The following is a 25,804-nucleotide window of genomic DNA, read 5'->3' as shown; positions in this document are numbered from 1 at the left end:
CCGGCACGTTCAGGGCGACGGCGCCACCGCCACCGGCGGCAGCCACAGCTCGATCACCCCGGCCCGCCGCGTCGGCAACGTCGCCGGCAGGTCGCGGATCCACACCTGCCCCGGGTCGCTGCCCACCACCCACGGCGCCCGCACATGGGCCGCCATCGCCGCGGCACAGGCGCGGCTCGCGGGATCGTGCAGCACGAAGGTCGCCTGCGCCCATGGCGCGGGGCGCCGCTGCTGGCGCAACTCCGCCGTGCGCGAGACGTTCTCGATGGGGGCGATCTGCATCGACCCCGCCGACGCGCGTCGCAGCGCACGCGCCACCGACGAGGCGGCGACGCGGCTCGATTCGTCGTACACCTGGATGTAGAGCGTGGTGTAGCCCGAGGCCCGCTGGCACGCGGCGGCGAGTGTCATCGGCCCCGACGCCGCCGGTGGTGGCGGGGGCACCGCGGGATCGCCCGCGGGGGTCGGGGGTTCCGGACGCGCCGGCAAGCCGGGCCGGGTCACCGCCGCCGGAGCCACCTCGCCCGTGGACATCGACCAGGCCGCGACCACGTTGCCGAGCACCTGCCCGGCCGCGCGCGACTGCTCGGCCGGCGAGATGCCCGGGTGCCAGTAGTTCAGCGCGGTGTTTTCGGTGGCGGGCTTCAGCACCAGCGAGCAGAGGTCGGTGAACGTGCCGCCCGGGGCCGTGGCACACGTGGGCCCCGGGGTGAGCGGCCGCACGCACTGGTCGGCGAGCCGCGCGGTGAGGCGCTCGAGGCCCGCCCGCTCCAGCGGCCGCATCGCCGGGCTGCCGCGCAGGTCGAGCAGCAGCGACACCTGCGACACCAGCACCTCGGGCACCACGGGGCAGGCTGCATCGATGGCCTGCAGGCCCTTCGACACTTCGCCGAACAGCTGCCGTGCCTCGGCCTGCTGGTCGGCGCGGTTGCGCACGAAGGCCTCCTGCACCTGCCACACCGACAGCAGCAGCGTGCCCGAGGCGCCGATGCCCAGCGTGGTGCCGAGCGCCGCGGCCCGCGCGCTGCGCCGCCACAGCGGTTCGGACCGCGTCCCCGCCGCCGGCTCGACCCCGCTCAGCCGCGCGGCCACGCGCATGCCGTGGCGTGCCGGCGCGCGCCAGCCGGGCAGTTGCGCGAGCCAGGTGTCGTGCATCGCGCGGCCGAAGTCCTCGCCGAGGCGGTGGTAGCTCTCCCACTGGGCCTCGTCGAACGACTGGTCGCCCGTGCTCTCGTGCGGGAAGGTGGGATGCTGCTGCGCGTAGGCGAGCAGGTCGACGTCGAGCGCGTCGTGCAGGTTGGGCTTCACGACGAGCAGCGTGCCCTCGGGCCGGAACGGCAGGCCGTCGGGCCCCGGCCGCTCGCGGTAGCGGATGCGCGCGAGCAGCACGCCACGACACGAGTGGTTGTCGGCCATGTCCTCGGGCGAGACCACCGTCAGGTCGGCGCCGGCCAGCGTGAACAGGCGCGCCGCTTCCTCGCGCGTGTAGAAGTCGATCTCGGCGCCGAAGTCGATGCGGGCCTTGCGCACGAGGTTCTCGATGTCGCCGAAGGCGTACGCGGCGTCGCAGCTGGCATCCGACAGGATGATGAAGTCGAGCTCGCGCTTGATCAGCGGGTACACGCCGGTGTTCTCGAAGTGCCCGCCATCCGACAGGTACCACCACGGCCGCTCGACGCCGTAGAACGTGGCCGATGCCTCGCTCGCGAGCATCAGCGGCTTCGGCAGGTGGCGCCAGCCGAGCCGGCTGAGCCATCGCAGCTGCACGCGCTCCTGCGGCGCACGCACCCAGTGCCCCAGCCGCACGCCGAGGAAGTACACGAGCAGCGCGAGCCCGCGTGACGTGTACGACCCGGCCCCGGGCGACGCCGCCGCGCCCGACACCGCCACCCAGCGGCCGAGCGTGCCGATGTCGTGCCCGGGCCGGAACGGCACGAACTCCGAGGGGCCGAGTTCCAGGCCGCGCCAGGTGGCCGTCACGCCCGTGCCCTTGCGGTCGGCGTTGTAGAGGCCGCTGCGGTCGTCGCGGGTCTGGTTCAGGCACGTGTTGACGAGGTGGATGGGACCGCCCTTCGCTTCCGGTCGGTAGTCGTCGAGCGCGGTGTCGTCGCCGTCGACCACGACCGTGACGTCGCCGCGGCCCTGCGGCGAGCTGCCGTCGAGCGCGCGGCGGCGGTTGCCCACGGCGAGGTAGGCCCGCGCGAGCCGCGCGCGGTAGAAGCTGTGCAGCGACGACGTGTTGGCCATCTGGGCGTTGCACGCGGTGAGCAGCACCCAGCCGGCCCAGGCCACGGCCACCAGCGCGGCGCGCATCGCGGCCGGCCAGTTGCGGAACATCGCGAACGTCTCGGGCGCGAACACGAACCACTGCATCACCACGAGCCACACGGTGGTCAGCACCAGCAGGCCCAGCAGGCTCGCGAGGTCGATCAGGCGCGGCAGCAGGTCGCGCGCGTGTGCCCCGGCCTCCGAGGCCATGCGCTGCAGCGGCTGCACCATCGTGCGCAGCACCACGACCGCGGCGCTGCCCAGGCCGAAGCCACCCCACAGCCAGTCGTTGCCGGACTGCAGTTCCTCCAGCACCCACCAGCTCGCCGCGTCGAGCAGCCCGAGCCCGGCGATGCCGAGCGACACGAGCGTGGCGACCCGCAGCGCCCGCGTCAGCCGGTTGCGCACCCGCGCGACCAGCAGCGCGTGCGGTTCACGGCCCACCGCCATCCAGCCCTGCACGAGGGCCTGGCCCACCACACCCGACGCCAGCCCGAAGGCGATCACCGTGGGCCAGTTGAGCGCGTCCCGGTGCAGCACGATCAACCGCCCGTTCCACAGGTGGCCCAGCAACACGAGGGCGAGCGCGGCCATCACCGCCAGCAGCAGCAGGTCGCGCCACGCGGGGCCGTGGCCGCGGGCGTCGGGGTTGGGGTCGTCGCGCGCGGCCCAGTAGCCGGTGATGAGCCCGGGCGCGGTCAGCGACCACAGCGCCGTCGCCAGCGGCCACCACGGCGTGACCCAGCGCGACCAGCCGTTCGCGTCGAGGGCCTGCGTGCTGTGCTGGAGCAGGTGCGGCGCCACCACGACGAGGCCCAGCAGCATGCACGCGAACATGAACTCGGTGTGGATGGCGATCCACGCGCGCAGGTACGTGACGACCGCGATGCCGATGTCGCGCGACCCCGACGGCGACAGGTAACGGCCGTAGCGCCGCAGCCAGTGCAGCACGGGCGAATCGCTGCGGGTCATCAGCGCCTGGGCCGCGGCGAGGCCGTACGTGTCGACGAGGCGGCCGAACATGGCGCCGACGTAGCCGCCGCCGGAGACGGTGGAGAGGTAGTCGATGCGCCCGAGCAGACCGTCGGAGGACAGCGTGCGGCGCGACGGATCGGGCGGCCCCGCCGTCGGGCTGCGCCGGCCCTGCGCGAGGCCGCGCACGAGGCCCAGCGCGAACGTGGCACTGCGCACCCCGCCACCCGACAACGCGAGCCCCACGCGCGGCAGCTTCAGCTCGGCCTGCTGGGTGCCGTTCGCCTGGCCGGGGGCGGTGTCGAGGGCGGCTTCGCGGCGCGCCTGCAGGGCCACCCGTTCCTCGGCGAAGAGGGCCTCCGGGGTGTCGGCGCCGGAGGCGGTGCGAGGGGAAGGGTCGACGGCGTTCATGGCACGGCGGCGGGTGGTGCGGCCACTGTAGGCAGGCGCCGGGCGCCTGTCATCCCCCCGATGTCGGACACGGCCCGAGGCACAATGCGCCCCGATGCTCCGCCACCTGTTCCGCGCCCTGCTCCCGCTCGCCCTCGGGGCCGCCCTCGCCGCTCCGGCCGCCGCGGCCTGTACCGACCGCCAGCCTCCGGCCGAACGCCCCGCCGGCGTGCCGGCGCGGCTGCCCGAGCTGCTCTACGAGTGCGTCACGCTGGAGGCCAACGGCCGCTCGCTGTGGATGGGCGAGACCGGCCGCCAGCACGACACCACCGTGCTGCTCGTGCACGGCCTCGGCCACATGGCCCACCGCGACTGGCGCAACGTGATCGGCCCGCTGTCGCGCCAGTTCCACGTGCTCGCGATCGACCTGCCCGGCTTCGGCGCGTCCGAAGCCCTGCCCGACGGCTATTCCTTCGCCGGCCTCGACCGTGTGCTGGACGAGGTGGTCTCGCGCTTCGCGCGCGGCGGGCGCGCCCACGTCGTGGGCCACTCGCTCGGCGGCGCGGTCACCCTGAACTTCGCGCACCGGCATGCCGCACGGGTCGACCGGCTCGTGCTGGTGGACGCCGCCGGCATCCTGCTGATGAACCTGTATGCGATGCCGCCGCGCCTCGCGATCCCTGAGGTGGGCTTCACGCCGGTGGACCGCCTGATGCGCCGCATGGACGCGGGCTTCAACGGCCTGAGCCGCTCGGTGGCCGGCCGCGTCGACGACCGCATGGACCCATCCCGCTGGCTGGAGCGCAACCCGGCGGTGCGCAACGCGCTGCTCGGCCCCTACACCCAGGTCGACGCCGCGGTGGGGCTCGTGCAGCACGACTTCAGCGAGGCGGTGTTCAACGTGCGCGCGCCCACCACGCTGATCTGGGGCCGCGACGATCCGGTCGCGCCCCTGCGCACCGGCCGCCTGCTCGCGGCGCGGATGCCGCAGGCCCGGCTGGAAGTCATCCCCGACACCGGCCACGCACCGATGACCCAGCGGCCCGACGCCTTCGAGCCGCTGCTGATGCAGGCCCTCACCGGCCCGGTGGAACCGCGCGACGCGGCCGTGCCGGCCATCGACACGTTCCAGGGCGGGGCCCAGTGCGACGCCCGCCTCGGCGCACGCTACACCGGCCGCCTGGGCCTCGTCGAACTGCGGAACTGCCAGGACGTGGTGATCCGCGACGCCCACCTCGACGGCCTGGTGCTGAACAACTCGTCGGTGCTGCTCGACAACGTCGCGATCGTCGCCGACGGTGTGGCCGTCGATGCGCGCCGCAGCCACGTGACCGCCACCAACGTGAACGTCAGCGGCCGGGTGGGCCTGCGCACCGACGGCAGCACCCTCGACCTCGCCGGCGCCCGCATCACGGCGGAGCAGCGCGCGGTGGAGGTGGTGAACACCAGCTGGATCTACTTCTCGATCAGCGAGATGGACGCCCCGGAGCTCCGCGGCAAGGTCCACCGGGTCTGGCCCGGCGCGCCGTCGACCCGACCGTAGTGTCCATCCCGCGACAGAAAACGGCCTCCGCGAACTAGTGCCGTGCGCTTCCGCACGCCGGACGCACTCGGGTACACCCTGACCCTTGCCCCGCCGGCCATTCGGCCGATGACCGGAGACAAGTGTGTTGCGGGTCGTGGTTCATGCGTCATCTCGTTCGTCGTCTGCTGGTCCTCCTGTCGGCCGTGTGCTGTGCCACCGCGTGGGGCGCCGACGGCGACACGCCGAAGGACACCCTCGGCTTCCACCTGTTCAGCCAGCACCTGCCGGCGGACGACTACAACAACATCAACCCCGGCATCTACTACCGCCTGGCCGAGGGGCCGGTGGCCGGCATCTACCGCAACTCGGTGCGCCGGACCAGCGTCTACGCCGGCTACACCTGGCAGTACGGCCGCTTCGACCTGACGACGGGCGCCGTCACCGGCTACACGCACGGCGCGCAGCTGCTGCTGGTGCCGTCGATGGGCCTGTTCACCGTGCACGGGGTCACCGCCCGGCTCGCCTTCATTCCCCGCATCGAGAAGCGCATCGGCTCGCACGTGCTGCACATCGCCGTGGAGATGTGATCGATCGTCAGGGCGAGACGAGCGTGCTGCTCTTGAGCGGCACCCAGACCAGCGCCACCAGCAGGTTCGTGTTCGTGGATTTCTGGAACAACGGGCTGTCGCGGTTGGCCGCGCCGCCGTACAGGTTGACCGTGAGGCCCGCCGTGGCCGTGAGCGTGGGCGAGAGGCGCCGCGAGTACCCCGCACGCACCGCGCTGCCGAAGTAGCCCGACCGCGCGTCGTACGCGGGCCGCACCGCGGTGGCCTGCGTCGGGTCCACCTGGTAGAAATAGTCGTGCAGCTTCTCGCTCGCCCAGAAGAACTGCGCGCCGGCGATCACCTGGCTCGCCGCGTCGGGCCAGCCGCGGCGCACCCAGCGGAACTCCTGCTCGACGACCCAGCCCCGGCTGTTCACGCTGTGCCAGTCGGTCGACACCACACCCCGCGCCTTCAGGTGCGCGCTGACCTGCTGGCCGCCGTCGAGCGGCACGCGGTACACCGCCTGAGGGCCGAGCTGCAGCATGTAGTCGAGGTCGGGCATGCCCTGGCGGGCGCCGTTGGAGCGCGCGTTGAAGCCCGCCGAGGCCGACAGGTCGATCTGCAGGTTGCCCTGCTTGAGCACCTCGCTGCGCACGCCGTCGTCGTCGGACTTGAGCCACGCGCCGCGGTAGATCACGATGGGGGCCACGATGCCGCGGGTGCGCCGCGTGCCGGCCGCCGGGTAGTCGGGCCCGTTGGCACCGAGCACCGCGACCCCGGCCTCCCACAACGGGCGCCCTTCGGGCGGAACGGCCGGGGGCGCGTCCTCCGAAGTCACGGGGGTCTCGGCCGGCACGGTGGCCTGGGCCCATGCGGGGGCGCTGGAGAACAGCACGCCCGCGAGGGCGGCGGAGCGGGCGAGGAGGACGGCGGTTTTCGGCATCGCGCGACCATACCCGATCCCCCGCGGCCTTCAGTCAGGTCCGGCGGAGTTTCGCCAGTTCTTCGCGGACGAGCCGCACCACGAGCCGGTCGAGCGTCTGCACCGAGTACTGGCGCACGTCGTGCACGGTCTCCGACCCCGGGCCGCTCGACGGGTCGGCGCCGTCGCGGTACGTCAGGAACACGAAGCGGCCGGCGGTGTACTGCGCCAGCTGCCGGAACACGTATTCGCCGGACGGGTCGAGGCCGCTCGCACCCACCGGGAACAGCTTGATGCCCTTCGCGAGCGCGGCCTGCATGTCGCGGTCGTACTGCGGGCCGCCGTAGTCGAGGTGGGGCGGGGCGTCGGCCACGAGCACGACGAGGCGCACCGCGTCGCGGCGCCACGCGAGGCCGTGCACGGTCTCGGCCAGGGCCTCGTTCAGCGCCTCGGGCGTGTCGCCGCCACCCCCGGCCTGCACGCGGCCGAGGGCCGACTGGAAGGCGCCGAGGTTGTCGGTGAAGTCGGCCGTGCGTGTGAGGAAGGCGTCGCCCTTGTCGCGGTAGGCGACGAGGCCGTAGCAGATGTCGGGCTGGCCGGGCAGCTTGCCGATCTGTTGCGACATCGCGAGCATCGAGGACTTCAGCTTCGCGATCTCGTCGCCCATCGAGCCGGTCGCGTCGACGAGGAAGACGAGGTCGAGGCGCGGCCGGGCCACGGGCGCCGCGCGGTCGAGGCGCACCTGCACCGCATGGGCCTGGCCGCGGGTCAGCGTCGCGCGGCCCATCGCGCCCTGCTTGCGCACGGCGATGCCCAGCACGCGGTCGGCGTTGCCGTCGCCCGGCAGGAACGCGCGCGGGTGCAGCCACACGCGGCCCGCGGTGTCCGTGCGGGCCCAGGCCACGGGCTCGGCGACGCCGGGGCGTTGCACCGCGACCTCGGCGTCGTGCACCGGGCGGCCGTCGGCGTCCACCACCTCCAGCGGATACCGCTCGCTGACGTCGCGGTCGCGCACGGTGACGCCCTGGGCACGCCGCTGCCGGTACGCGAGGTACTCGCCGAAGTCGGCGTTGTCGTCCACCACGCCGGCGGTGACGGTGACCGCGGGCTCCTGTTGCGGACGGGGCTTGGGCGCGGGGGAAGGCGGCGGTGCGAAGGCCGGTGCCGCCGCGGCGGACTTGCTCACGGCCCGGGCCTCGTCGGCCGCGGCGGCCGACTCCCGCGCGCGGGACGCGCCGGCGGGCTCGAGCATCGGGGCCTCACGCCGCAGCCGCCCCTGCGATTCGGCCTGGGGTCCCGGCACCTCGCGCACCGCGGGCAGGCGATGGCAGTCGGCCGCCTGCGGCGCGGTGAACCGCACCGGCGAGAAGTCGGTGCCATCCGCGGGCGTGTCGTTCCAGGACGGAGGCCAGGGCTGGGGCGACAGCGCCTGGGCGCCGAGGGCGAGCGCAAGGGCGGACAGGGCGGCCGGCACACGCAGCCGGCGGACGAAATGGGCGAACGGGGTCATGGTCTTCTCCAGTGGACGCGATGGAATGCCTCCACTGACACGCACCACGCCGCCGGACGGGGTGAACTTTTTTTCGCACCCGCCGATCACCCCGTTCGCCACCGCCGGACGTATCACCCCGTCATGAGGCAGACTCTCGACCGATGCCCACCGCCCGCCCCGACGACGAACCGGATGACCTGCTGATGGCCGCCTACGCCAACGGCGACGACACCGCCTTCGAGCGCCTGTACACGCGCCACGAAGCCGGGCTGTACCGCTTCGTGCGGCGGCTGCTCGGCCCGGCGCTGGCCGCGCAGGCAGACGAGGTGTTCCAGGACACGTGGATGCGGGTGGTGAACGCCCGCAAGGGCTGGATGCCGCAGGGCGCGAGCTTCCGCACGTGGCTCTTCACGCTCGCCCACCACCGCGTGATCGACGTGTGGCGGCGCAGCGGCCGCGAGGTCACGCCCGTCGACGACGGCGATGCACCGTGGGAGCCCGACGCCGAGGCCGGCTCGGCCTGGGCCCGCTGGCCCGCGCCCCACACGGAGGACATCGCCTTCTGGCGCAAGGCCGGTGAACGCCTGCTGCACTGCCTCGAACAGCTGCCCCTCGCGCAGCGCAGCGCGTTCCTGCTGCACCACGACGACGAGCTGCCGCTGGCGGACGTCGCCCGCGCGCTGGAGGTGGGATTCGAGACCGCGAAGACCCGGCTGCGCTACGCGATGGCCAAGCTGCGCACGTGCATGGGCGCGCACCTCGCGCCGCTGCAGACCTCGGAGCCGTGATGCACAGCACCGACGAACCCCGCGACGGCTGGCTCAAGAAGGCGCTCGACCACGCGCCCGACACCCCCGTGCCGCCGGCGCTGCGCGAGACGATCCTGCGCGCATCGCGGTCGCCGGGGCCGGCACCGGCCGCCGTGCCGTGGTGGTCGCGGCTGTCGGCCTGGATCGTGCGGCCGCAGGTGGCCGCCGGGTTCGCGAGCGTGGCGATGGTCACCGTGGCGGGGCTGCTGTGGCACGACGAGCCGCTGCCGCCGATGCCCGCCTCGACCCCGCCCGCGGCACGGGCACCCGCCGCCGAGGCGCCCGTGGTGCCGGCCGCCCCGGCCCCTGCGCCGGTCGCGGAGCCGCCTCCTGCGAAGCCCGCGCCGGCCCGGCCGCCCGCGCCCAAGGCCCGCGAGGTGGCGCCGCCCGTGATGAAACCCGCCCCGGCCGCCGACACCGCGGCACGGTCGGAACCGCCCATGCTGGAGACGACGGCGGTCCCCCTCCCCGCACCGCCGCCCGCACCCGCGCCGGCAGTGGCAGCCGCCCCGCCCCCACCCGCCGCCGAGGCCCCGGCGGAACGCCGCGCAGCGGCCGCCGAATCCGCCCGGGCCGACAGCCAGCGCAAGTCGATGGCCCCGAGCGGCGCGCTGCGCCGCCAGGCGGAGGCGTCCGCCGGTGCGGCCTTCGCGCCCACCCCGGCGCGCCTGGCCGACGTGCGCGCCGCCCTCGCCGCCACGCCGGACCGCTGGACCTGGCAGCGCCAGAGCGGCATGGCCCAGCCGGCGGGCACACCGGTGTCGGACTGGCTCGCCCTGCTCGACGCCTCCGCCGGTTCAGGCTGGACCGCCGCCTCCGGCCCCCGCACCGGCGCCGCCGAATTGCAGCTGCTGCTCGACGGCCAGCCCGCGCACCGCTGGGTGGTGACCGACCAGGCGGTGTTCTGGTTCTCGCCCGGCGGCACGTGGCAGGCCCCGGTGGGGGCGCCCGCGGCACGCCGGTTGCTGGAAGCCCTCGAGACGCTCCCCTGAACGGTGCCCCTGCTGACGCGCGTTGGCAGGGGGCCTCGCTATCATCTTCCGTTTCCCTTCCGCGTGACCCTCATGCCGCCCCGCCCTGCCCTGACCGACGACCCCGCCGCCCGGATCGAGGCGGCCCTGACCGCGGAAGCCTCCATCGAGGCCCCCACGATCCGCGTGCGTGGCGCACGCACCCACAACCTCAAGGACATCGACCTCGACATCCCGCGCAACCGCCTCGTGGTCATCACCGGCCTGAGCGGTTCGGGCAAGTCGAGCCTCGCGTTCGACACGCTGTACGCCGAGGGCCAGCGCCGCTACGTCGAGAGCCTGAGCACGTACGCGCGCCAGTTCCTGCAGCTGATGGACAAGCCCGACGTCGACGTGATCGAGGGCCTGAGCCCCGCGATCAGCATCGAGCAGAAGGCCACGTCGCACAACCCGCGCTCCACCGTGGGCACGGTCACCGAGATCCACGACTACCTGCGCCTGCTGTACGCCCGCGCCGGCACGCCGTACTGCCCGCTGCACGACGAACCGCTGCAGGCGCAGAGCACCAGCCAGATGGTGGACGCGGTGCTCGCGCTGCCCGCCGGCACGAAGCTCATGGTGCTGGCCCCGGTGGTGCGCGACCGCAAGGGCGAGTTCGGCGACCTCTTCGCCGACATGCAGACCCAGGGCTACGTGCGCTTCCGCGTGGACGGCGACACGTACGAGGCCACCGACGTGCCCAAGCTCAAGAAGAGCGAGAAACACGACATCGACGTGGTGATCGACCGCGTGAAGGTGCAGCCGGGCCTGCAGCAGCGCCTCGCCGAAAGCTTCGAGGCCGCGATGCGCATCGCCGACGGCCGCGCGATGGCGCTCGAGATGGACACCGGTGCCGAGCACCTGTTCTCCAGCAAGTTCGCCTGCCCCGTCTGCAGCTACAGCCTGAGCGAACTCGAGCCGCGCCTGTTCTCGTTCAACTCGCCGGTGGGCGCGTGCCCCAGCTGCGACGGCCTCGGCCACGTGACCGCGTTCGACCCCGAGCGCGTGGTCGCCTTCCCGTCGCTGAGCCTCGCGAGCGGTGCGGTCAAGGGCTGGGACCGGCGCAACGGCTACACGTTCTCGCTGCTCGAGAGCGTGGCCAGGCACTACAAGTTCGACATCGACACGCCGTACGAGAAGCTGCCGAAGAAGGCGCAGAAGGCGCTGCTGTACGGCTCGGGCGAGGAGGAGATCGCGTTCGTCTACGAGGCCGAGGGCGCCAACGGCAAGATGCGCAGCGTGCGGCGCACGCATGCGTTCGAGGGCATCATCCCGAACCTCGAGCGGCGCTACAAGGAGACCGACTCGGCCGCCGTGCGCGAGGACCTGTCGCGCTACCAGGCCCCGCGCCCGTGCCCCGAGTGCCACGGCGCGCGGCTGCGCAGCGAGGCGCGGCACGTGTTCCTGTCCGGGGCCGACGGCTCCAAGGGCGAACCCATCTACACGGTGGAGCACAAGACGCTGCGCCAGTGCCTCGACGACTTCGGCCGCCTCGAACTGAAAGGCGCGAAGGCCGAGATCGCCGACAAGGTGATCAAGGAGATCCGCTCGCGGCTGAAGTTCCTGAACGACGTGGGCCTGAACTACCTGAGCCTCGACCGCAGCGCCGACACGCTGAGCGGCGGCGAGGCGCAGCGCATCCGGCTCGCCTCGCAGATCGGCTCGGGCCTCACCGGCGTGATGTACGTGCTCGACGAACCGAGCATCGGCCTGCACCAGCGCGACAACGACCGCTTGATCGGCACGCTGCGCCACCTGCGCGACCTCGGCAACAGCGTGCTGGTGGTCGAACACGACGAGGACGCCATCCGCGCCGCCGACCACGTGATCGACATGGGCCCCGGCGCCGGCGTGCACGGGGGGCAGGTGATCGCCCAGGGCACGGCGGCGGAGGTGGCCGCGAACGCCGAGTCCCTCACCGGCAAGTACCTCGCGCAGGTGCTGCGCATCGCGGTGCCCGAACAGCGCCGCGAGCCCATCGCCGGCCTGCGCATCCTCAACGCCCGTGGCAACAACCTCAAGGGCGTGACCGTGGACGTGCCGGTGGGCGTGATGACGTGCGTGACCGGTGTGTCCGGCTCGGGCAAGAGCACGCTCGTCAACGACACGCTGTACGCCGCGGTGGCCCGCCACCTCTACAACAGCCACACCGAACCCGAGGCCCACGACGGCATCGAGGGGCTCGACGCGTTCGACAAGGTCATCAACGTCGACCAGAGCCCCATCGGCCGCACGCCACGCAGCAACCCGGCCACGTACACCGGCCTCTTCACGCCCATCCGCGAGCTGTTCGCCGAGGTGCCCACCGCACGCGAGCGCGGCTACGGTCCGGGCCGCTTCAGCTTCAACGTGGCCGGCGGCCGCTGCGAGGCGTGCCAGGGCGACGGGGTGCTGAAGGTCGAGATGCACTTCCTGCCCGACGTGTACGTGCCGTGCGACGTCTGCCACGGCCGGCGGTACAACCGCGAGACGCTCGAGGTGCAGTACAAGGGCAAGAACATCACCGAGGTGCTCGACATGACGGTGGAGGACGCCCACGCGTACTTCAGCGCCGTGCCGAACCTCGCGCGCAAGCTGCAGACGCTGCTGGACGTGGGCCTCGGCTACATCCGCCTGGGCCAGAGCGCCACCACGCTGTCGGGCGGCGAGGCGCAACGCGTGAAGCTCGCGCTCGAACTGAGCAAGCGCGACACCGGCCGCACGCTCTACATCCTCGACGAACCCACCACCGGCCTGCACTTCGCCGACATCGACCTGCTGCTGAAGGTGCTGCACCAGCTGCGCGACGCCGGCAACACGCTGGTGGTGATCGAGCACAACCTCGACGTGATCAAGACGGCCGACTGGATCATCGACATGGGCCCGGAAGGTGGGGCCGGCGGCGGCCGGGTGGTGGCCCAGGGAACCCCCGAGCAGGTCGCCGCGGCGCCCGACAGCGTGACGGGACGTTACCTCGCGCCGCTGCTCTCCCGCTGAACCGTCAGGGGCCCACGGGTGCCCAGTTGCCCGTCAGGTTGACGAGCCGGCAGGCCGACATCTCGGGCTTGCGGCGCCCCTCGCAATCCGCGAGCGCACGTTGCGCGGCCTCCTGGTCGGACGCCGCACCGGCCACGTAGCCGAAGGCACCACCCGTGGACGCCGCGAAGGCCTTGTTGCCACCGGCGGGCCAGTAGTCGGAGCGGAAGACGGTGCGGGCGTCGGCCGTGAGGCCGTAGACACCCAGGCGCTCGTCGGTGACCTGCGGCGCGACGGGCGAACCGCCGCCCCAGACGTACCAGCCGGCGCCGGCCAGCACCGCGAGCACGACGGCGGCGGCGCCGGCGATCACCACCGTGCGGCGCGGAGGCACCTTGGCGGATGCGGACGCGGAGGCCTTCGCGGCGGCCGCGCGCGGCGCGGGTTCGGAAGCGGGCACGCTGTCGTCGCGGCGGGATTCCGCGAGGTCGGCGCGCGTCTCGGACTCGTCGGGCTCGACAAGCACCTTCGCGCCGATGCGCTCGAATTTCGCCACGTAGCGCGTGGCATCGTCGAACACCATGCCCTTCTTGAGCACGGTGCGCTTGCCCGAGAACATCGAGTCCTGCCGCGCCTGGCTCAGGTGCAGCAGTTCGGCCATCTTGCGCTGGACGTCTTCGACGCGGTGACCTTCGAGCACGTCACCGGCAAAGACCAGTCGGAATCGATCGCTCATGGATCACCGGCGGGGAAGTTGACGGGGGGAACTGCCGGTTGATTGTCTGCCAAACCGGAAGCGCCGTCACCTCGCCCCGGCGGGGGGCCGGGTCACGACCGGGTGGGGTCGTTCTCGGGCTCCGAGCACCAGTCGCCCTGCATCAGCGCGCAGACGTGCGGGTGGACGAGGCAGAAGCCGAGGCCGATCACGAGGGCCAGCACGGCGGTGACCACGAGGAAGGAAACGAGGAGGCTCAAGGTCGACTCCCGATGCGAATGGGAAGAGAGGGGTTCGATGTGGAACGGGGCCTCCAGGAGGAGGCCCCGCGGGGGGTGCTTACTGCTTGTACTTGGCCTTCGCCTGGTTCGTGCACGCCGTCTTGGCGTCGCCCGCCAGCGCGTCGCACTTCTCGGCCTCGGCCTTGTACGCGACCTTGTTCTTGTCCTCGACGGCCTCGTTGTGGGCCTTCTTGGTGTCGCGTTCGGCCTTGGCGTCGGCCTTGACCTTGTCGCGTGCGGCCTTGGCTTCCTTCACGCAGACGTCCTTGTCGTTGCCGGCCTTGTCGTCGCAGCGCTCCTTGGCCACGTCGTAGTCGGCGTTGGCGATGTCCTCGGCCGCGTCGTAGCGCGCCTTCGGCGTGCCCTTGTAGTCGGCCTCGGCCATGGCTTCGGTCTTCTTGCGCGCGGCCTTCGCTTCGGCCTGGCAGATGTCCTTCGCGTTGCCGGACAGCGAATCGCACTGCTTGTGCGACGACTCGTACGTGGCCTTGGCCGTGGCCTTGTGCTGTTCGTACGTGGCCTTGTCGCCCGCGGCGTGTGCGCCGGCGGCGAAGACGAAGGCGCCGGTCACGGCGATGAGCGCTCGGGCGATCGGGTTGAAGTGGTTCATGTCGAATCTCCTTTGTCGTGATGGGTTCCTGCGGGGTGCACGGAACATGTGCCAACGAAACGAAGGTTAGGTTCGGCGCCATGAAGGGTCTGCCGGACAAGCCGGGCAGAGACCGTCGGACGCGACCTACACCCCGTGCGCGTGCGGCATGTCACGCGTGCCGCGGGTTCTCCCTGAGTCGGGCATGACCGACAATCGACGGATTCCTCCCAGGTGCCCGCCCATGCATTCAGAGCGTCTGCCCGATGAACACCGCCGTTTCGCCAGCCTGCAGGCGTTCGGCATCGTCGACACCGCTCCCGAGGAAAGCTTCGACGAACTCGTCGCCTGCGCGGCGCAGCTGACCGGCTGCCCCATCGCCGCCATCTGCCTCATCGACGAACGCCACCAATGGTTCAAGGCGGTGGTCGGCATGCCCCCCATCGAACTGCCGCGCGAGCAGACCTTCTGCGCCCACACCATCCTCGGCACCGACGTGATGGAGGTGCCCGACGCGCGCCTCGACCCGCGCTTCGTGCAACACCCCGGTGTCACCGGCGAGCCGCACGTGCGGCTCTACGCCGGCATGCCGCTGTGTGTCGACGGGGTGATGGTGGGCTCGCTGTTCGTGGTCGACGTCGTGCCGCGTTCGCTCGAACCCGCGCAGCGCGACGCCCTGCGCCGCCTCGCCAAGGTGGCGCTGGGCCTGATGCGCGGCCTCGAGCGGCTCACGTCGCTGGAACAGGAGCGCGCGCGGCTGCTCGACTTCGCGCGGGCCTCGGGCGACTGGATGTGGGAGACCGACGAACACCTGCGCTACACGTGGGTGTCGGGCGCCTTCGAGGCGGTGACCGGCATGCCCCCCGTCTCGCTGATCGGCCAGACCATTGCGGACTCGCCGCTGCTCGACGACCTCGGCGAGCCGCTCCCCGGCGGCCAGACGTTCCACGGCCTGCTGCGCGCGCGGCGGCACGTCACGCGCGTGCTGACCGACAAGACCACCCAGCGCGGCGTGCTGCAGATCTCGCGCAGCGCCGTGCCGGCCTACGACGCCCAGGGCCGCTTCTGCGGCTACCGCGGCACCGCGCGCGACGTGTCGGCGCGGGTGGCGGGCGAACGCGGCGCGCACGCGCAGGCCGAGCTGCTGCGCAAGCTGTCGTCGCAGGTGCCCGGCGTGATCTTCCAGTTCCGGCTGCTGCCCGACCACACCGTTCACTATCTCTACGCGAGCGACGCGTGCCGCGAGATGTTCGGCGCCGACCCGCCGCACGAGGGCGACGGCGGAGACCGCGAGGTGGTGTGCCGCTCCGTCCACCCGGACGACCGGGCGGGGTTCATGCGCAGCCTGGTCGAGGCGGCGCGGTCGCTCACGCCGTGGAACCGCGAGTACCGCACGCTGCGCGACGGCAAGGTGCGCTGGCTCGAGATCCGCGCGTTGCCCGAGCCGCATCCGGCCGGCGGATTGCTGTGGCACGGCTTCACGGCCGACGTGACCGCGCGCAAGGAGATCGAGCTCGCGCTGCGCACCGGCGAGCGTCGCTGGAGCATGGCCGCCCGTGCCGCGGGCATCGGCATCGCCCAGTTCGACCGCCCCTCCGACCGCATCTCGCTCGACGCCATCGCCTGCGCGAACCACGGCCTCGCGCCGCTGCGCGCCGAACTGACGATGGCCGAGTGGCTGCAGCACTTCCATCCCGGCGACCGCAGCGGCGCCCGGCATGCGCTGGAGCAGGCGATGGCGCGGCGTGGCACGCTGGAGGCGCGGTACCGCATGACCCTGCCCGACGGGTCGACGCGCACGCTCGAGATCCACGCGCACTGCACGGTCGACGACGGCGGGCAGGTCAACGGCATGCTGGGCACCTGCCGCGACGTCACGCAGCAGGTGGCGCACGAGCAGCTCCGCCGCGACAAGGAAACGGCGGAGCGGGCCAGCCGCGCGAAGAGCGAGTTCCTCTCCCGCGTGAGCCACGAGCTGCGCACGCCGCTCAACGGCATCCTCGGCTTCGCGCAGCTGATGGCCCTCGACCAGGTGCACACCCTCGCGCCCGACCAGGCCCACCGCCTCGACAGCGTGCTGTACGCCGGTCGGCACCTGCTGGAGCTGATCAACGACGTGCTGGACCTCGCCCGCATCGAGCAGGGCGACGTGTCGATGCAGCGCGAGCCGGTGGACCTCATGGCCTCGGTGTCGGCCTGCATCGCGCTGGTCCAGCCACTGGCGGACAAGGCGAACGTGCGGGTGGCCATGCCGCCACCGTCGCCGCACTGGTCCGTGGCGGACGTCCGCGCGGTGGAGCAGGTGCTGATCAACCTGCTGTCGAACGCGATCAAGTACAACCGCCCCGGCGGGGAGGTGCGCGTGGTGCTGCGGCACGAGACCGGGTGGGTGCACCTCTCGGTGAGCGACGAGGGTCAGGGCCTCACGCCGGAACAGCAGGCGCACCTGTTCGAGCCGTTCAACCGCCTCGGCGCCGAGCAGCGCCGGGTCGAGGGCACCGGCCTCGGCCTCGTGATCGCGCGGGCGCTGGCGCACGCGATGGGCGGCCAGCTGCGGCTGCTGAGCGCACCGGGCCTCGGCTCCACCTTCACGCTGTCGCTGCCGGCCGGCAGCGCCCCCGAGGGGGTCGAGGCGAAGCCCGAGGCCCCGGCGCTTCCGCCGGCACGGCCGTCTGCGCGGTCGCGCAACGTGCTCTACATCGAGGACGAACCGCTGAACCAGCTGCTGATGCAGGAGCTGTTCCGCTCGCAGCCCCACTGGACGCTGCACGTGGCCGGTGACGGCGCCACGGGCCTCGCGCACCTGTCGAACGCGCGCCCGGACCTCGTGCTGATCGACATGAACCTGCCCGACATGAACGGGCTGGAGCTGATCCGCCGCGTGCGCGAGGCGCCGGCCACGGGCGACCTGCACTGCATCGCGCTGTCCGCCGATGCCATGCAGCCGCAGATCGACGCGGCGCTGGCGGCGGGCTACAACGCCTACTGGACCAAGCCCGTGCATGTGCCCAACGTGCTCAGCGGGCTCGCCGAGATCCTCGGCTGACCCTCCCGGTGCGCGAGCGGATGCACAAGTAAAAAGGCCGGGATCCTCGCGGACACCGGCCTTTGCAACGAACCCCTGGCGGGGTTCGAGAGATCACTTCAGGTGACCGTTGATCAGCTTCGTCATCTCGAACATCGAGACTTGCGCCTTCTTGAAGATTTCCTTCAGCTTGGCGTCGGCGTTGATCATGGTGCGCTTCGCGGAGTCTTGAAGGTTGTTGGCCTTGATGTACTCCCAGACCTTCTTCGTGACCTCGGTGCGGGGCACCGGGGTGGCGCCGATCACGGCGGCCAGTTGCGGGCTGGGGGTCATGGCCTTCATGAACGCGGCGTTCGGCGTGCGCTTCTTCGCGGGAGCCTTTGCAGCGGCCTTCTTCGCCGGAGCTGCCTTCTTGGCCGGAGCGGCCTTCTTCGCGGGGGCTGCCTTCTTGGCGGCCGGCGCGGCTTTCTTAGCCGCTACCTTCTTCGCAGGAGCCGCCTTCTTGGCGGGGGGTTTCGCAGTTGCCATGTTGAATTTTCTCCATCAAATGGTTGGTTGATGTGCCCGGGTTGGGTGAAGGCCGCATGAGCCCCCTGTTCTCCATGACCACGTGCGGAGCGAATACTACTGCGAGAGTGCTGCATTGAGAAGCAGTTTTCATAGGTAAAACGCGCATTCTTCCCCCGTGGGAAGCCGATTTGTCGCCCCGCTGCGTCAATGTCTGCTGCACTCGTGCGCCATCACGCGCCCGCACCCCACTCGAATTTGTAGCCCACGCCGTACACCGAGTGGATGATCTCGCGGTGCGGAGACACGTCCGCGACCTTCTTGCGCAGCTTCTTCACGTGGCTGTCGACGGTGCGATCGGACACCACGCGCGTGTCCCGGTACATCGCATCCATCAGCTGTTCGCGCGAGAAGATGCGGCCCGGCTGGGCCGCGAGCACCTTCAGCAGCTGGTACTCGACCGCGGTGAGGCCGAGGTCGCGGCCGCCGAGCGTGGCGCGCCAGCCGGCATCGTCGAGCACCAGGTCGTGTTCGGCCGATGCACCGCCATGGGTGCGGCGCAGCACCGCCTTGACGCGCGCGACCACTTCGCGCGGGCTGAACGGCTTGCAGATGTAGTCGTCGGCGCCGAGCTCGAGGCCGAGCAGGCGGTCGATCTCCTCGACGCGCGCGGTCACCATCACGATCGCGGCCTGCGTCTGCTGGCGCAGCGCCTTGCAGACGTCGAGGCCGTTCTTGCCCGGCAGCATCAGGTCGAGCAGCACGAGGTCGGCGCCGTGGTCGCGCATCCACGCCTCCACCTCGTCGCCGCGCGTGAGGCGGGACACCTCGAAGCCGTGCTGCAGCAGGTAGTCGCGCAGGATGTCGGCGATCTTGTCCTCGTCCTCGACGATCAGGATCCGCTCAGCCATGGGCACCTCCACCATCGAACTTCGGGAACCTCAATTGCCACCGGACCCCGCCGAGCGGGCTCGCGCCGGCCGCCATCTCGCCGCCGTGGGCCGAGACGATGGCCACCGCGATCGCGAGGCCGAGGCCCGATCCGCCGCCGGCGCGGCTGCGCGACCCCTCCACGCGGAACAGGCGTTCGGTCAGGCGCGGCAGGTCGGCCTCGGAGACACCCGGGCTCGAATCCTCCCACGTGACGAGCACCTGCCCACCGTCGTTTCCGACCCGCACGGCCAGCCGCGCGGGCGCATCGGTGTAGCGCAGCGTGTTCTGCAGCAGGTTGCCGAAGACCTGGGCAAGGCGGGCGCTGTCGCCGAAGACCCGCGCGGCGGTCCCCGGTTCGAAGGACACGTCGAAGCCCTTGTCGTGCAGCGCGGCACGGTGCGCCTGCAGCACGTCGTCGACCACGTCGGCGATGTCGAGCGCCTCCTTGTGGTACGTGAGCGCGCCGGTGTCGGACAGGGAGAGCATGCGCAGATCGTCCACCAGCCGCGACAGGTGCGCCACCTCCTGCGCGAGCGAGCCGAGGCTCGCGGCTCCGAGCGGGCGCACGCCGTCCTGCAGCGCCTCGATCTCGGCGCGCAGCACGGCCAGCGGCGTGCGCAGTTCGTGCGCGATGTCGGCGATCCACTGCTGGCGGGCGCGCTGCGCGGCCTCGAGCGTGCGCGCGAGGTGGTTGAAGTCCCCGGCCAGCTGGGCCAGTTCGTCGGCACCCTGGACCGCGATGCGGACCTCGTAGTGCCCCTGGATCAGCGCATGCGCCCCCGCCGCGAGCCGGCGGATGCGGCGCGCGAGCCACCACGACAGCAGCGCGCTGACCGCGAGACCGGCCACCAGCATGCCCACGGCGATCACGCCGAACTTGCGGTTCTGCTGCGCGGCGAAGAGCTTCTCGAGCGATGCGACCGTCTTCAGCCGCGGCACGTAGCCGAGGTAGCCGACGACCTGGCCGTTGCCCACGATGGGCTTCTGCACCGCCTCGGCCGCCATCTCGGGGCGGCCCACGAGCAGCTTGCCGTCGGCGTCGAACAGCATCAGGCGCGGGTCGATGGTGAGCAGCGGATCGGGCGGCGGACCCGGTGGTGGCGCGTCGCCGGGCGCGGACGCGGCGGGTTCGGCGGGCACCGACGCGGCCGACGCCGGCTCGTCGCCGCGGCGCACCACGCGCGAGCCCAGCACGTCGCGCAGCACGTCGAACCAGCGCTTGCGGTCCTCGGTCGCCCACTTCCAGCTGCCCTCGCGTGCGTGGCCTTCGGCCAGGCGCGCGATCACGGGCTGCAGGCGGGCCTCGTCGGCGCGGTTGAGGTACTCGACGAAACCCTGGTCGAAGCTCCAGCTGAACACGAGGAACGTGGCGAGCGCGAGCACCGCGTTCGCACCGGCGATCGCGAGGAACAGTTTGATGCGCAGGGTGTCGAACCGCGCGGGCCAGCGCCAGCCCGGGGCCGAAGAAGGAGGAAGCTCGGAAGACATGCTCCGCAGACTAAGCGCCAATCGGGCAAACACTGTGGAAATGGGGTTCCGGCGGCCTCGGTTACATCGGATTACATTTTCTCCTTTTTCCTTCCTCAGTGGCTCTTCATTCGGTGAGGACACTGGCGCCATCGTTCTTCAATCGATTCCTCGACGGTCTCTTCTTCATGAATGTCTCTGCGCGCAAGTCCTGGGTTCGGCGGGCGTTGAATCCGTATTCGGTGTCGGTGCTCGTGCTCACGCTGGCCGGCGGCGGGTGGTGGGCCTGGCAGGCCTTCGGCGTGGGCAAGAATCCGCGTGACCTCTATCAGATCGCCACCGTCCAGAAGGGTGACCTGGAGGACCTCGTCACCGCCACCGGCACCGTGCAGCCGCGCGACTACGTGGACGTGGGTGCGCAGGTCTCCGGCCAGCTCAAGAAGCTGTACGTGGAGGTGGGCTCGCGGGTGGAATCGGGCGACCTGCTCGCCGAGATCGACCCCACCGTGCTGAAGGCCACCGTGGACGGCCGGCGCGCGAGCCTGCGCAACCAGCAGGCCACGCTGCTCGATCGGCAGTCCGCCCTCGAGCTCGCGCAGCTGCAGGCCACGCGCCAGAAGAACCTGATGGCGGCCGACGCCACCACGAAGGAATCGGTGCAGGTGGCCGAGGCCTCGCTGCGGTCGGCCAAGGCCCAGATCGCCGCGGTGACCGCGCAGATCGAGCAGACCGAATCGCAGCTGCGCGCCGACGAGGCGAACCTCAACTACGCGAAGATCTTCGCGCCGATGTCGGGCACCGTGGTGTCCGTGACGGCGCGCCAGGGCCAGACCCTGAACGCGAACCAGACCGCGCCGACCATCCTGCGCGTCGCCGACCTGAACACGATGACCGTGCAGACGCAGGTGTCGGAAGCCGAGGTCTCGAAGCTGCGCCAGGGCATGGAGGTGTACTTCACCACGCTCGGCGGCCAGGGCCGGCGCTGGTACGGCGCGCTCCGCAAGGTCGAGCCCACCCCCACGGTGACCAACAACGTGGTGCTCTACAACGCGCTGTTCGACGTGACGAACACCAACAACGCACTGATGCCGAACATGACCACGCAGGTCTTCTTCATCGCCGCGTCCGCGCAGGACGTGCTGCTCGTGCCCACGTCGGCCGTGACGCTGCAGCGCGGCCCCGGTGGCGCCGGCGGCCGCGGCGGTCGCCGTGGCGAGCGGGCGTCGGCGGGTGAAGCCGCTTCGGCCGCATCGGCCCCGTCGCGTGCGGCGTCCGCGCCGCAGGCCGCGGCCTCGGCACCGCGCCGCCCCCGCCCCGAGACGGCGGCCTCCGCCCCCGCTCCGCGCGCGTCCGCGCCGGCCGGGGATGCGGCCGCCGACCGCTTCGCCTCGATGAGCCCCGAGGAGCGCCGCGCCGCGTTCGAGGCCATGTCGCCCGAGGAACGCCAGGCGATGCGCGAACGCCGCCGCGCGATGCGTGAAGCCGCGGGCGAATCCGCCCCGCCGCCGCGTCCGGCCGAGGCCCCGGCCTCGTCGCCCCGCCGCCACGCCGCGAAAGCCGATGCCGCCGAGCCGGCCGCGTCCGGCCCCGTCAACCGCGGCATGACCGGCGGGTTCGTCGGCACCGCCGGCCAGCGCGCGCCGCGCAAGGGCACCGTGAAGGTGATCGACGCGGACGGCCACATCGAGGAACGCCCTGTCGAACTGGGCGTGACGACGCGGGTGCAGGCGCAGGTGCTGTCCGGCCTGAAGGAAGGCGACGAGGTCGTCACCGGCCTGAAGCCGCCGCCGGCCGCGCAGAAGGCCGCACAACAGGGCCCGGGCGGCGGCCTGCAGCAAGGGCCGGGCGGCATGCCTCCCGGCGCCGGTGGTGGCAACCGGGGCCGCTGATGGACCGCGCCCAGGAAACCGCGCCGCTCGTGCGGCGTGAACGGCCCGACACCGAGGTGCCGCTGATCCGCCTGCGCAAGGTCACGAAGACCTACGGCAGCGGCGAACTCGCGGTCACCGTGCTGCATGGCGTCGACCTCGACATCTATGAAGGCGAGTTCGTCGCGATCATGGGCGCGTCCGGGTCGGGCAAGTCCACGCTGATGAACATCCTCGGCGCGCTCGACAAGCCCAGCACCGGCACGTACGAGTTCATGGGCCGCGACGTCTCGAAGCTCGACCGCGACGAACTCGCGCGCCTGCGCCGCGACGACTTCGGCTTCGTGTTCCAGCAGTACAACCTGATCCCGAGCGCCAGCGCCGCCGAAAACGTCGAGGTGCCGGCCATCTACTCGGGCCTGGACACCGTCGAACGCCACGAGCGCGCGAAGGCGCTGCTGAGCGAGCTGGGCCTGCAGGACAAGCTGCAGAACCGCCCGAACCAGCTGTCGGGTGGCCAGCAGCAGCGGGTGTCGATCTCGCGCGCCCTGATGAACGGCGGGCGCATCGTGCTCGCCGACGAACCCACCGGCGCGCTGGACAGCAAGAGCGGCGCCGACGTGATGCGCCTGCTGGCCGACCTGTCGGCCCGCGGGCACACGGTGATCCTGATCACCCACGCGAAGGAGGTGGCGGACCACGCGCACCGCCTGATCGAGATCCGCGACGGCGACATCCTCTCCGACCAGGGCCCGGCCCCCGTCTCGCCCACGCAGCAACCGTTCGTGCGGCCCGTGGTGCCGCGCGAGGGCACGCACCTCGGCGACATCGTCGAGGCCGCCCGCATGGCCTTCCGTTCGCTGCGCGCGAACGTGTTCCGGGCGGCGCTCACGCTGCTCGGCATCGTGATCGGCGTGGGCTCGGTGATCGCCATGCTCGCGATCGGCGACGGCGCGAAGCAGCAGGTGATCGACCGCATCAGCGCCATGGGCTCGAACCTGCTGCTCGTGCGCCCCGGCGCGCCGAACCAGCGGGGTTTCAGCAGCACTGCCACGCTCGTGCTGTCGGACGTGTACGCGGTGGACGAGGTGCCCAACGTGCTCGCCGCGGTGCCCGAACAGACCAGCACGGCCACGCTGCGCGTGGGCACGTCGGACGTCAGCACCAGCGTCAACGGCACGTCGTTCAAGTTCCCCATCGCCCGGCAGTGGCCCGTGGCCAAGGGCAGTTTCTTCAGCGAGGACGACGAGGCGGGCTACGCCACGGTGGCGGTGCTGGGCGAGACCGTCGCCAAGGCCCTGTTCCCCGACACCGAGCCGGTGGGCCAGTTCGTGCTGATCAACAACCTGCTGTTCCAGGTGGTGGGCGTGATGACGCCCCGCGGTGCTTCGCCGATGGGGTCCGACCAGGACGACATCGTGTTCGTGCCGTACGCCACGAGCAGCCTGCGGCTGTCGGGCCAGCGCTACCTCCGCAACGTGACGGTGGCGGTGGACGACGTCAAGCGCATCGACGAGACGCAGGACGAGGTGGAGAAGCTGCTGGCCGACCGCCACGGCGTGGTGGACTTCCAGATCCGCAACATGGCCTCGATCATCGAGGCCACCGAACAGACGCAGAACACGCTGACGATCCTGCTCGGCTCCATCGCGGCGATCTCGCTGCTGGTGGGCGGCATCGGGGTGATGAACATCATGCTGGTGTCGGTCACCGAACGCACCCGCGAGATCGGCATCCGCATGGCCACCGGCGCCCGCGAGGCCAACATCATGCAGCAGTTCCTGATCGAGGCGGTGGTGGTCTCGGCCCTCGGCGGCGCCATCGGCGTGGCCGGCGGCCTCGCGACGGCCGCCATCATCGGCGCCTTCGGCACCCCCATCCAGTACTCGGTCGCGCCGGTCGTGCTGGCCTTCGGCTGCGCGTTCGCGACCGGCCTCGTGTTCGGCTACCTCCCGGCCAAGAAGGCCGCCAAGCTCGACCCCGTGGTCGCGCTGTCGGCGGAGTGATTCCATGACCCATTCCTCTTCGTTCCCCTGGCGCCATCGCCTCCTCGCGCTGGCCGCGGCCGCCGCGCTCGCCGCCTGCGCCACACCCATCGCCACCACCCGCCCCGACCTCGCGCTGCCGGGAACCTGGGCCGAGGCCTCGTTCGCGAACGCGGCCGACCGCGCCGTCGAACGCGACTGGTGGCGCGGTTTCGGTTCCGACGAACTCGCCCGCCTGATCGACGAAGCCCAGGCCGGCAGCCCCGACCTGCGCATCGCCGCCGAACGCGTGACCCAGGCCGAGCTGTCGGCTCGGCTCGCCGGCTCGTCGCTGTACCCGCAGGTGAGCGTGGGCGCCGACATGGGCTCGCAGTACAGCCGCACCCGCGGCGAGGCCGGCGTCACGCGCGACGCCACCAGCGCCACCATCGGCATCAACTACGAGATCGACCTGTGGGGTCGTGTGGCCGCCGTCAACGAAAGCGCCCGCGCCTCGCTGCGCGGCAGCCGGTACGACCTCGAGACGGCGCGCCTCTCGCTGACGACGGGCGTGGCCAACGCGTACTTCCAGGTGGTCGCCGCCCGCATCCAGCTCGACGTCACCCGCCGCAACCTCGCGATCGCCGAGAAGCTGTTCAGCATCGTCGAGGCCCGCTACCGGAACGGCGTGGCCTCGGCGCTCGACGTGAGCCAGCAGCGCACGACGGTGCTGTCGCAGCGGGCCACCATCCTGCCGCTGGAGGTGGCCGAACGGCAATCGCTCAGCGCACTGGCCATCCTGCTCGGCCGTCCGCCGCAAGGCATGACGGTGGCGGCCATGGACTTCAGCGCCATCTCGGTGCCGGAGCCGGCGGCCGGGCTACCGTCGACACTGCTCACCCGCCGCCCCGACATCGCCAGCGCCGAGGCGTCGCTCGCCGCGGCCGACGCCAACGTGGCGGCGGCCCGTGCGGCGCTGCTGCCCACGATCTCGCTGTCGGGCGCGGCCGGGCTCGCGAGCGACTCGCTGCTGACGCTGTCGAACCCCGCCTTCAGCGTCGGCATCACCGCGTCGGTGCTGCGCTCGCTGTTCGATGCGGACAGCAAGCAGAACCAGGTCGAGGTCAACGAGTCCTCCCGCCGGGCGCTCGTCGAGGCCTACCGTCGCGACGTGCATGCCGCGCTGAAGGAGGTCGACGATGCGCTCGCGAACGTGGGCCGCTTCCGCGAACAGCAGAAGACGCGCGAGGTGATCCGCGACGAAGCGGCGCGGTCGCTGCGGCTGTCGGAGGTGCAGCTGCGCGAAGGCACGGCCACGCTCAGCACGCTGCTGGACGCGCAGCGTGCGCTGTTCACCGCGGAGAACGAACTCGCGCTCGTGGTGCAGGCGCGCCTCGGGGCGTCGGTCGACCTGTTCAAGGCGCTCGGCGGCGGCTGGGAAATGCCCGCCAGCGATCCGACGGCGGCGCGCGCGTCGCGCTGACACTCACCCCGCCTCCTACCGAAGCCCCACTCCCGCGGGGCTTTTTTTCGTCCACCGGCGTCCCGGCCCTCATGTGTCAATTGC

18 protein-coding genes are annotated in these 25,804 nt (G+C 71.8%); 9 read left to right on the top strand and 9 right to left on the bottom strand.

Features of this window, described 5'->3' with window-relative positions:
- Window positions 1-9: 9 nt before the first annotated feature.
- Complete coding sequence (locus tag A4W93_RS01415) at window positions 10-3,651, bottom strand: hypothetical protein (RefSeq protein WP_085748912.1); 3,642 nt, start codon at window positions 3,649-3,651, stop codon at window positions 10-12.
- A gap of 94 nt (window positions 3,652-3,745) precedes the next feature.
- Between A4W93_RS01415 and A4W93_RS01410 the strand changes: the two genes are divergently transcribed.
- Both A4W93_RS01410 and A4W93_RS01405 read left to right on the top strand, forming a co-directional pair.
- The gene (locus A4W93_RS01410; protein ID WP_085748911.1) at window positions 3,746-5,173 is read left to right on the top strand and encodes an alpha/beta fold hydrolase; all 1,428 of its coding nucleotides are present in this window, start codon (window positions 3,746-3,748) and stop codon (window positions 5,171-5,173) included.
- Window positions 5,174-5,316: 143 nt separating this feature from the next.
- Window positions 5,317-5,742, top strand: coding sequence for a hypothetical protein (locus A4W93_RS01405; RefSeq protein ID WP_085748910.1), 426 nt, complete (start codon window positions 5,317-5,319; stop codon window positions 5,740-5,742).
- A 7-nt stretch (window positions 5,743-5,749) separates the two neighbouring features.
- On the opposite strand, the gene A4W93_RS01400 is transcribed toward A4W93_RS01405, so the two are convergent.
- Window positions 5,750-6,643 (bottom strand): MipA/OmpV family protein, encoded by an 894-nt coding sequence (locus A4W93_RS01400; RefSeq protein ID WP_085748909.1) that lies wholly within the window; start codon window positions 6,641-6,643, stop codon window positions 5,750-5,752.
- 34 nt (window positions 6,644-6,677) lie between these two features.
- Complete coding sequence (locus tag A4W93_RS01395; protein ID WP_085748908.1) at window positions 6,678-8,132, bottom strand: vWA domain-containing protein; 1,455 nt, start codon at window positions 8,130-8,132, stop codon at window positions 6,678-6,680.
- Between the two features lie 143 nt (window positions 8,133-8,275).
- Between A4W93_RS01395 and A4W93_RS01390 the strand changes: the two genes are divergently transcribed.
- The 3 genes from A4W93_RS01390 to uvrA all read left to right on the top strand — a co-directional run bounded on the left by A4W93_RS01390 (window position 8,276) and on the right by uvrA (window position 12,909).
- The gene (locus A4W93_RS01390) at window positions 8,276-8,902 is read left to right on the top strand and encodes a sigma-70 family RNA polymerase sigma factor (protein ID WP_085748907.1); all 627 of its coding nucleotides are present in this window, start codon (window positions 8,276-8,278) and stop codon (window positions 8,900-8,902) included.
- Entirely contained in the window at window positions 8,902-9,915 is a 1,014-nt protein-coding gene (locus A4W93_RS01385; protein ID WP_085748906.1) for a hypothetical protein, read from the top strand. The genes A4W93_RS01390 and A4W93_RS01385 overlap by 1 nt, the downstream gene beginning before the upstream one ends.
- Before the next feature lie 72 nt (window positions 9,916-9,987).
- Window positions 9,988-12,909, top strand: a complete 2,922-nt coding sequence (gene uvrA, locus A4W93_RS01380; RefSeq protein WP_085748905.1) for an excinuclease ABC subunit UvrA — start codon at window positions 9,988-9,990, stop codon at window positions 12,907-12,909.
- A 4-nt stretch (window positions 12,910-12,913) separates the two neighbouring features.
- On the opposite strand, the gene A4W93_RS01375 is transcribed toward uvrA, so the two are convergent.
- From A4W93_RS01375 to A4W93_RS01370, 3 genes are all read right to left on the bottom strand, one after another.
- Window positions 12,914-13,624, bottom strand: coding sequence for a hypothetical protein (locus tag A4W93_RS01375; protein WP_157131567.1), 711 nt, complete (start codon window positions 13,622-13,624; stop codon window positions 12,914-12,916).
- 92 nt (window positions 13,625-13,716) lie between these two features.
- Complete coding sequence (locus A4W93_RS29415) at window positions 13,717-13,863, bottom strand: hypothetical protein (RefSeq protein ID WP_157131566.1); 147 nt, start codon at window positions 13,861-13,863, stop codon at window positions 13,717-13,719.
- 79 nt (window positions 13,864-13,942) lie between these two features.
- A complete protein-coding gene (locus tag A4W93_RS01370; RefSeq protein WP_085748903.1) occupies window positions 13,943-14,494 on the bottom strand; it encodes an invasion associated locus B family protein in 552 nt (183 codons plus the stop codon).
- Window positions 14,495-14,717: 223 nt separating this feature from the next.
- Here A4W93_RS01370 and A4W93_RS01365 point away from each other — a divergent pair, with 223 nt between their 5' ends.
- Window positions 14,718-17,519, top strand: coding sequence for a hybrid sensor histidine kinase/response regulator (locus tag A4W93_RS01365; RefSeq protein ID WP_169726494.1), 2,802 nt, complete (start codon window positions 14,718-14,720; stop codon window positions 17,517-17,519).
- A gap of 93 nt (window positions 17,520-17,612) precedes the next feature.
- On the opposite strand, the gene A4W93_RS01360 is transcribed toward A4W93_RS01365, so the two are convergent.
- From A4W93_RS01360 to A4W93_RS01350, 3 genes are all read right to left on the bottom strand, one after another.
- Window positions 17,613-18,026: an SWIB/MDM2 domain-containing protein gene (locus tag A4W93_RS01360; RefSeq protein ID WP_085748901.1), complete on the bottom strand. Its 414-nt coding sequence runs from the start codon at window positions 18,024-18,026 to the stop codon at window positions 17,613-17,615.
- Between the two features lie 212 nt (window positions 18,027-18,238).
- A complete protein-coding gene (locus A4W93_RS01355) occupies window positions 18,239-18,916 on the bottom strand; it encodes a response regulator (protein ID WP_099960020.1) in 678 nt (225 codons plus the stop codon).
- On the bottom strand, window positions 18,909-20,426 hold the full coding sequence (locus A4W93_RS01350) for an ATP-binding protein (RefSeq protein ID WP_169726493.1): 1,518 nt from the start codon (window positions 20,424-20,426) through the stop codon (window positions 18,909-18,911). Before A4W93_RS01350 ends, A4W93_RS01355 begins: the two co-directional genes overlap by 8 nt.
- A gap of 167 nt (window positions 20,427-20,593) precedes the next feature.
- On the opposite strand from A4W93_RS01350, the gene A4W93_RS01345 reads away from it, so the two are divergent.
- Genes A4W93_RS01345 through A4W93_RS01335 form a run of 3 tightly spaced genes read left to right on the top strand, consistent with a single transcriptional unit; the run spans window position 20,594 to window position 25,720 of the window.
- Window positions 20,594-22,294 carry an efflux RND transporter periplasmic adaptor subunit gene (locus A4W93_RS01345; protein ID WP_085748898.1) on the top strand — a complete coding sequence of 567 codons (1,701 nt, stop codon included), beginning with the start codon at window positions 20,594-20,596 and terminating at the stop codon, window positions 22,292-22,294.
- Window positions 22,294-24,279, top strand: a complete 1,986-nt coding sequence (locus tag A4W93_RS01340; protein ID WP_085748897.1) for a MacB family efflux pump subunit — start codon at window positions 22,294-22,296, stop codon at window positions 24,277-24,279. Before A4W93_RS01345 ends, A4W93_RS01340 begins: the two co-directional genes overlap by 1 nt.
- Before the next feature lie 4 nt (window positions 24,280-24,283).
- Complete coding sequence (locus A4W93_RS01335; RefSeq protein WP_085748896.1) at window positions 24,284-25,720, top strand: efflux transporter outer membrane subunit; 1,437 nt, start codon at window positions 24,284-24,286, stop codon at window positions 25,718-25,720.
- Window positions 25,721-25,804 lie beyond the last annotated feature (84 nt).

Origin of the sequence: Piscinibacter gummiphilus (assembly GCF_002116905.1) — a bacterium.
GTDB lineage: Bacteria > Pseudomonadota > Gammaproteobacteria > Burkholderiales > Burkholderiaceae_C > Rhizobacter > Rhizobacter gummiphilus.
The sequence above is the reverse complement of the archived record's forward strand: the minus strand, read 5'-3'. Positions and strand labels throughout refer to the sequence as shown.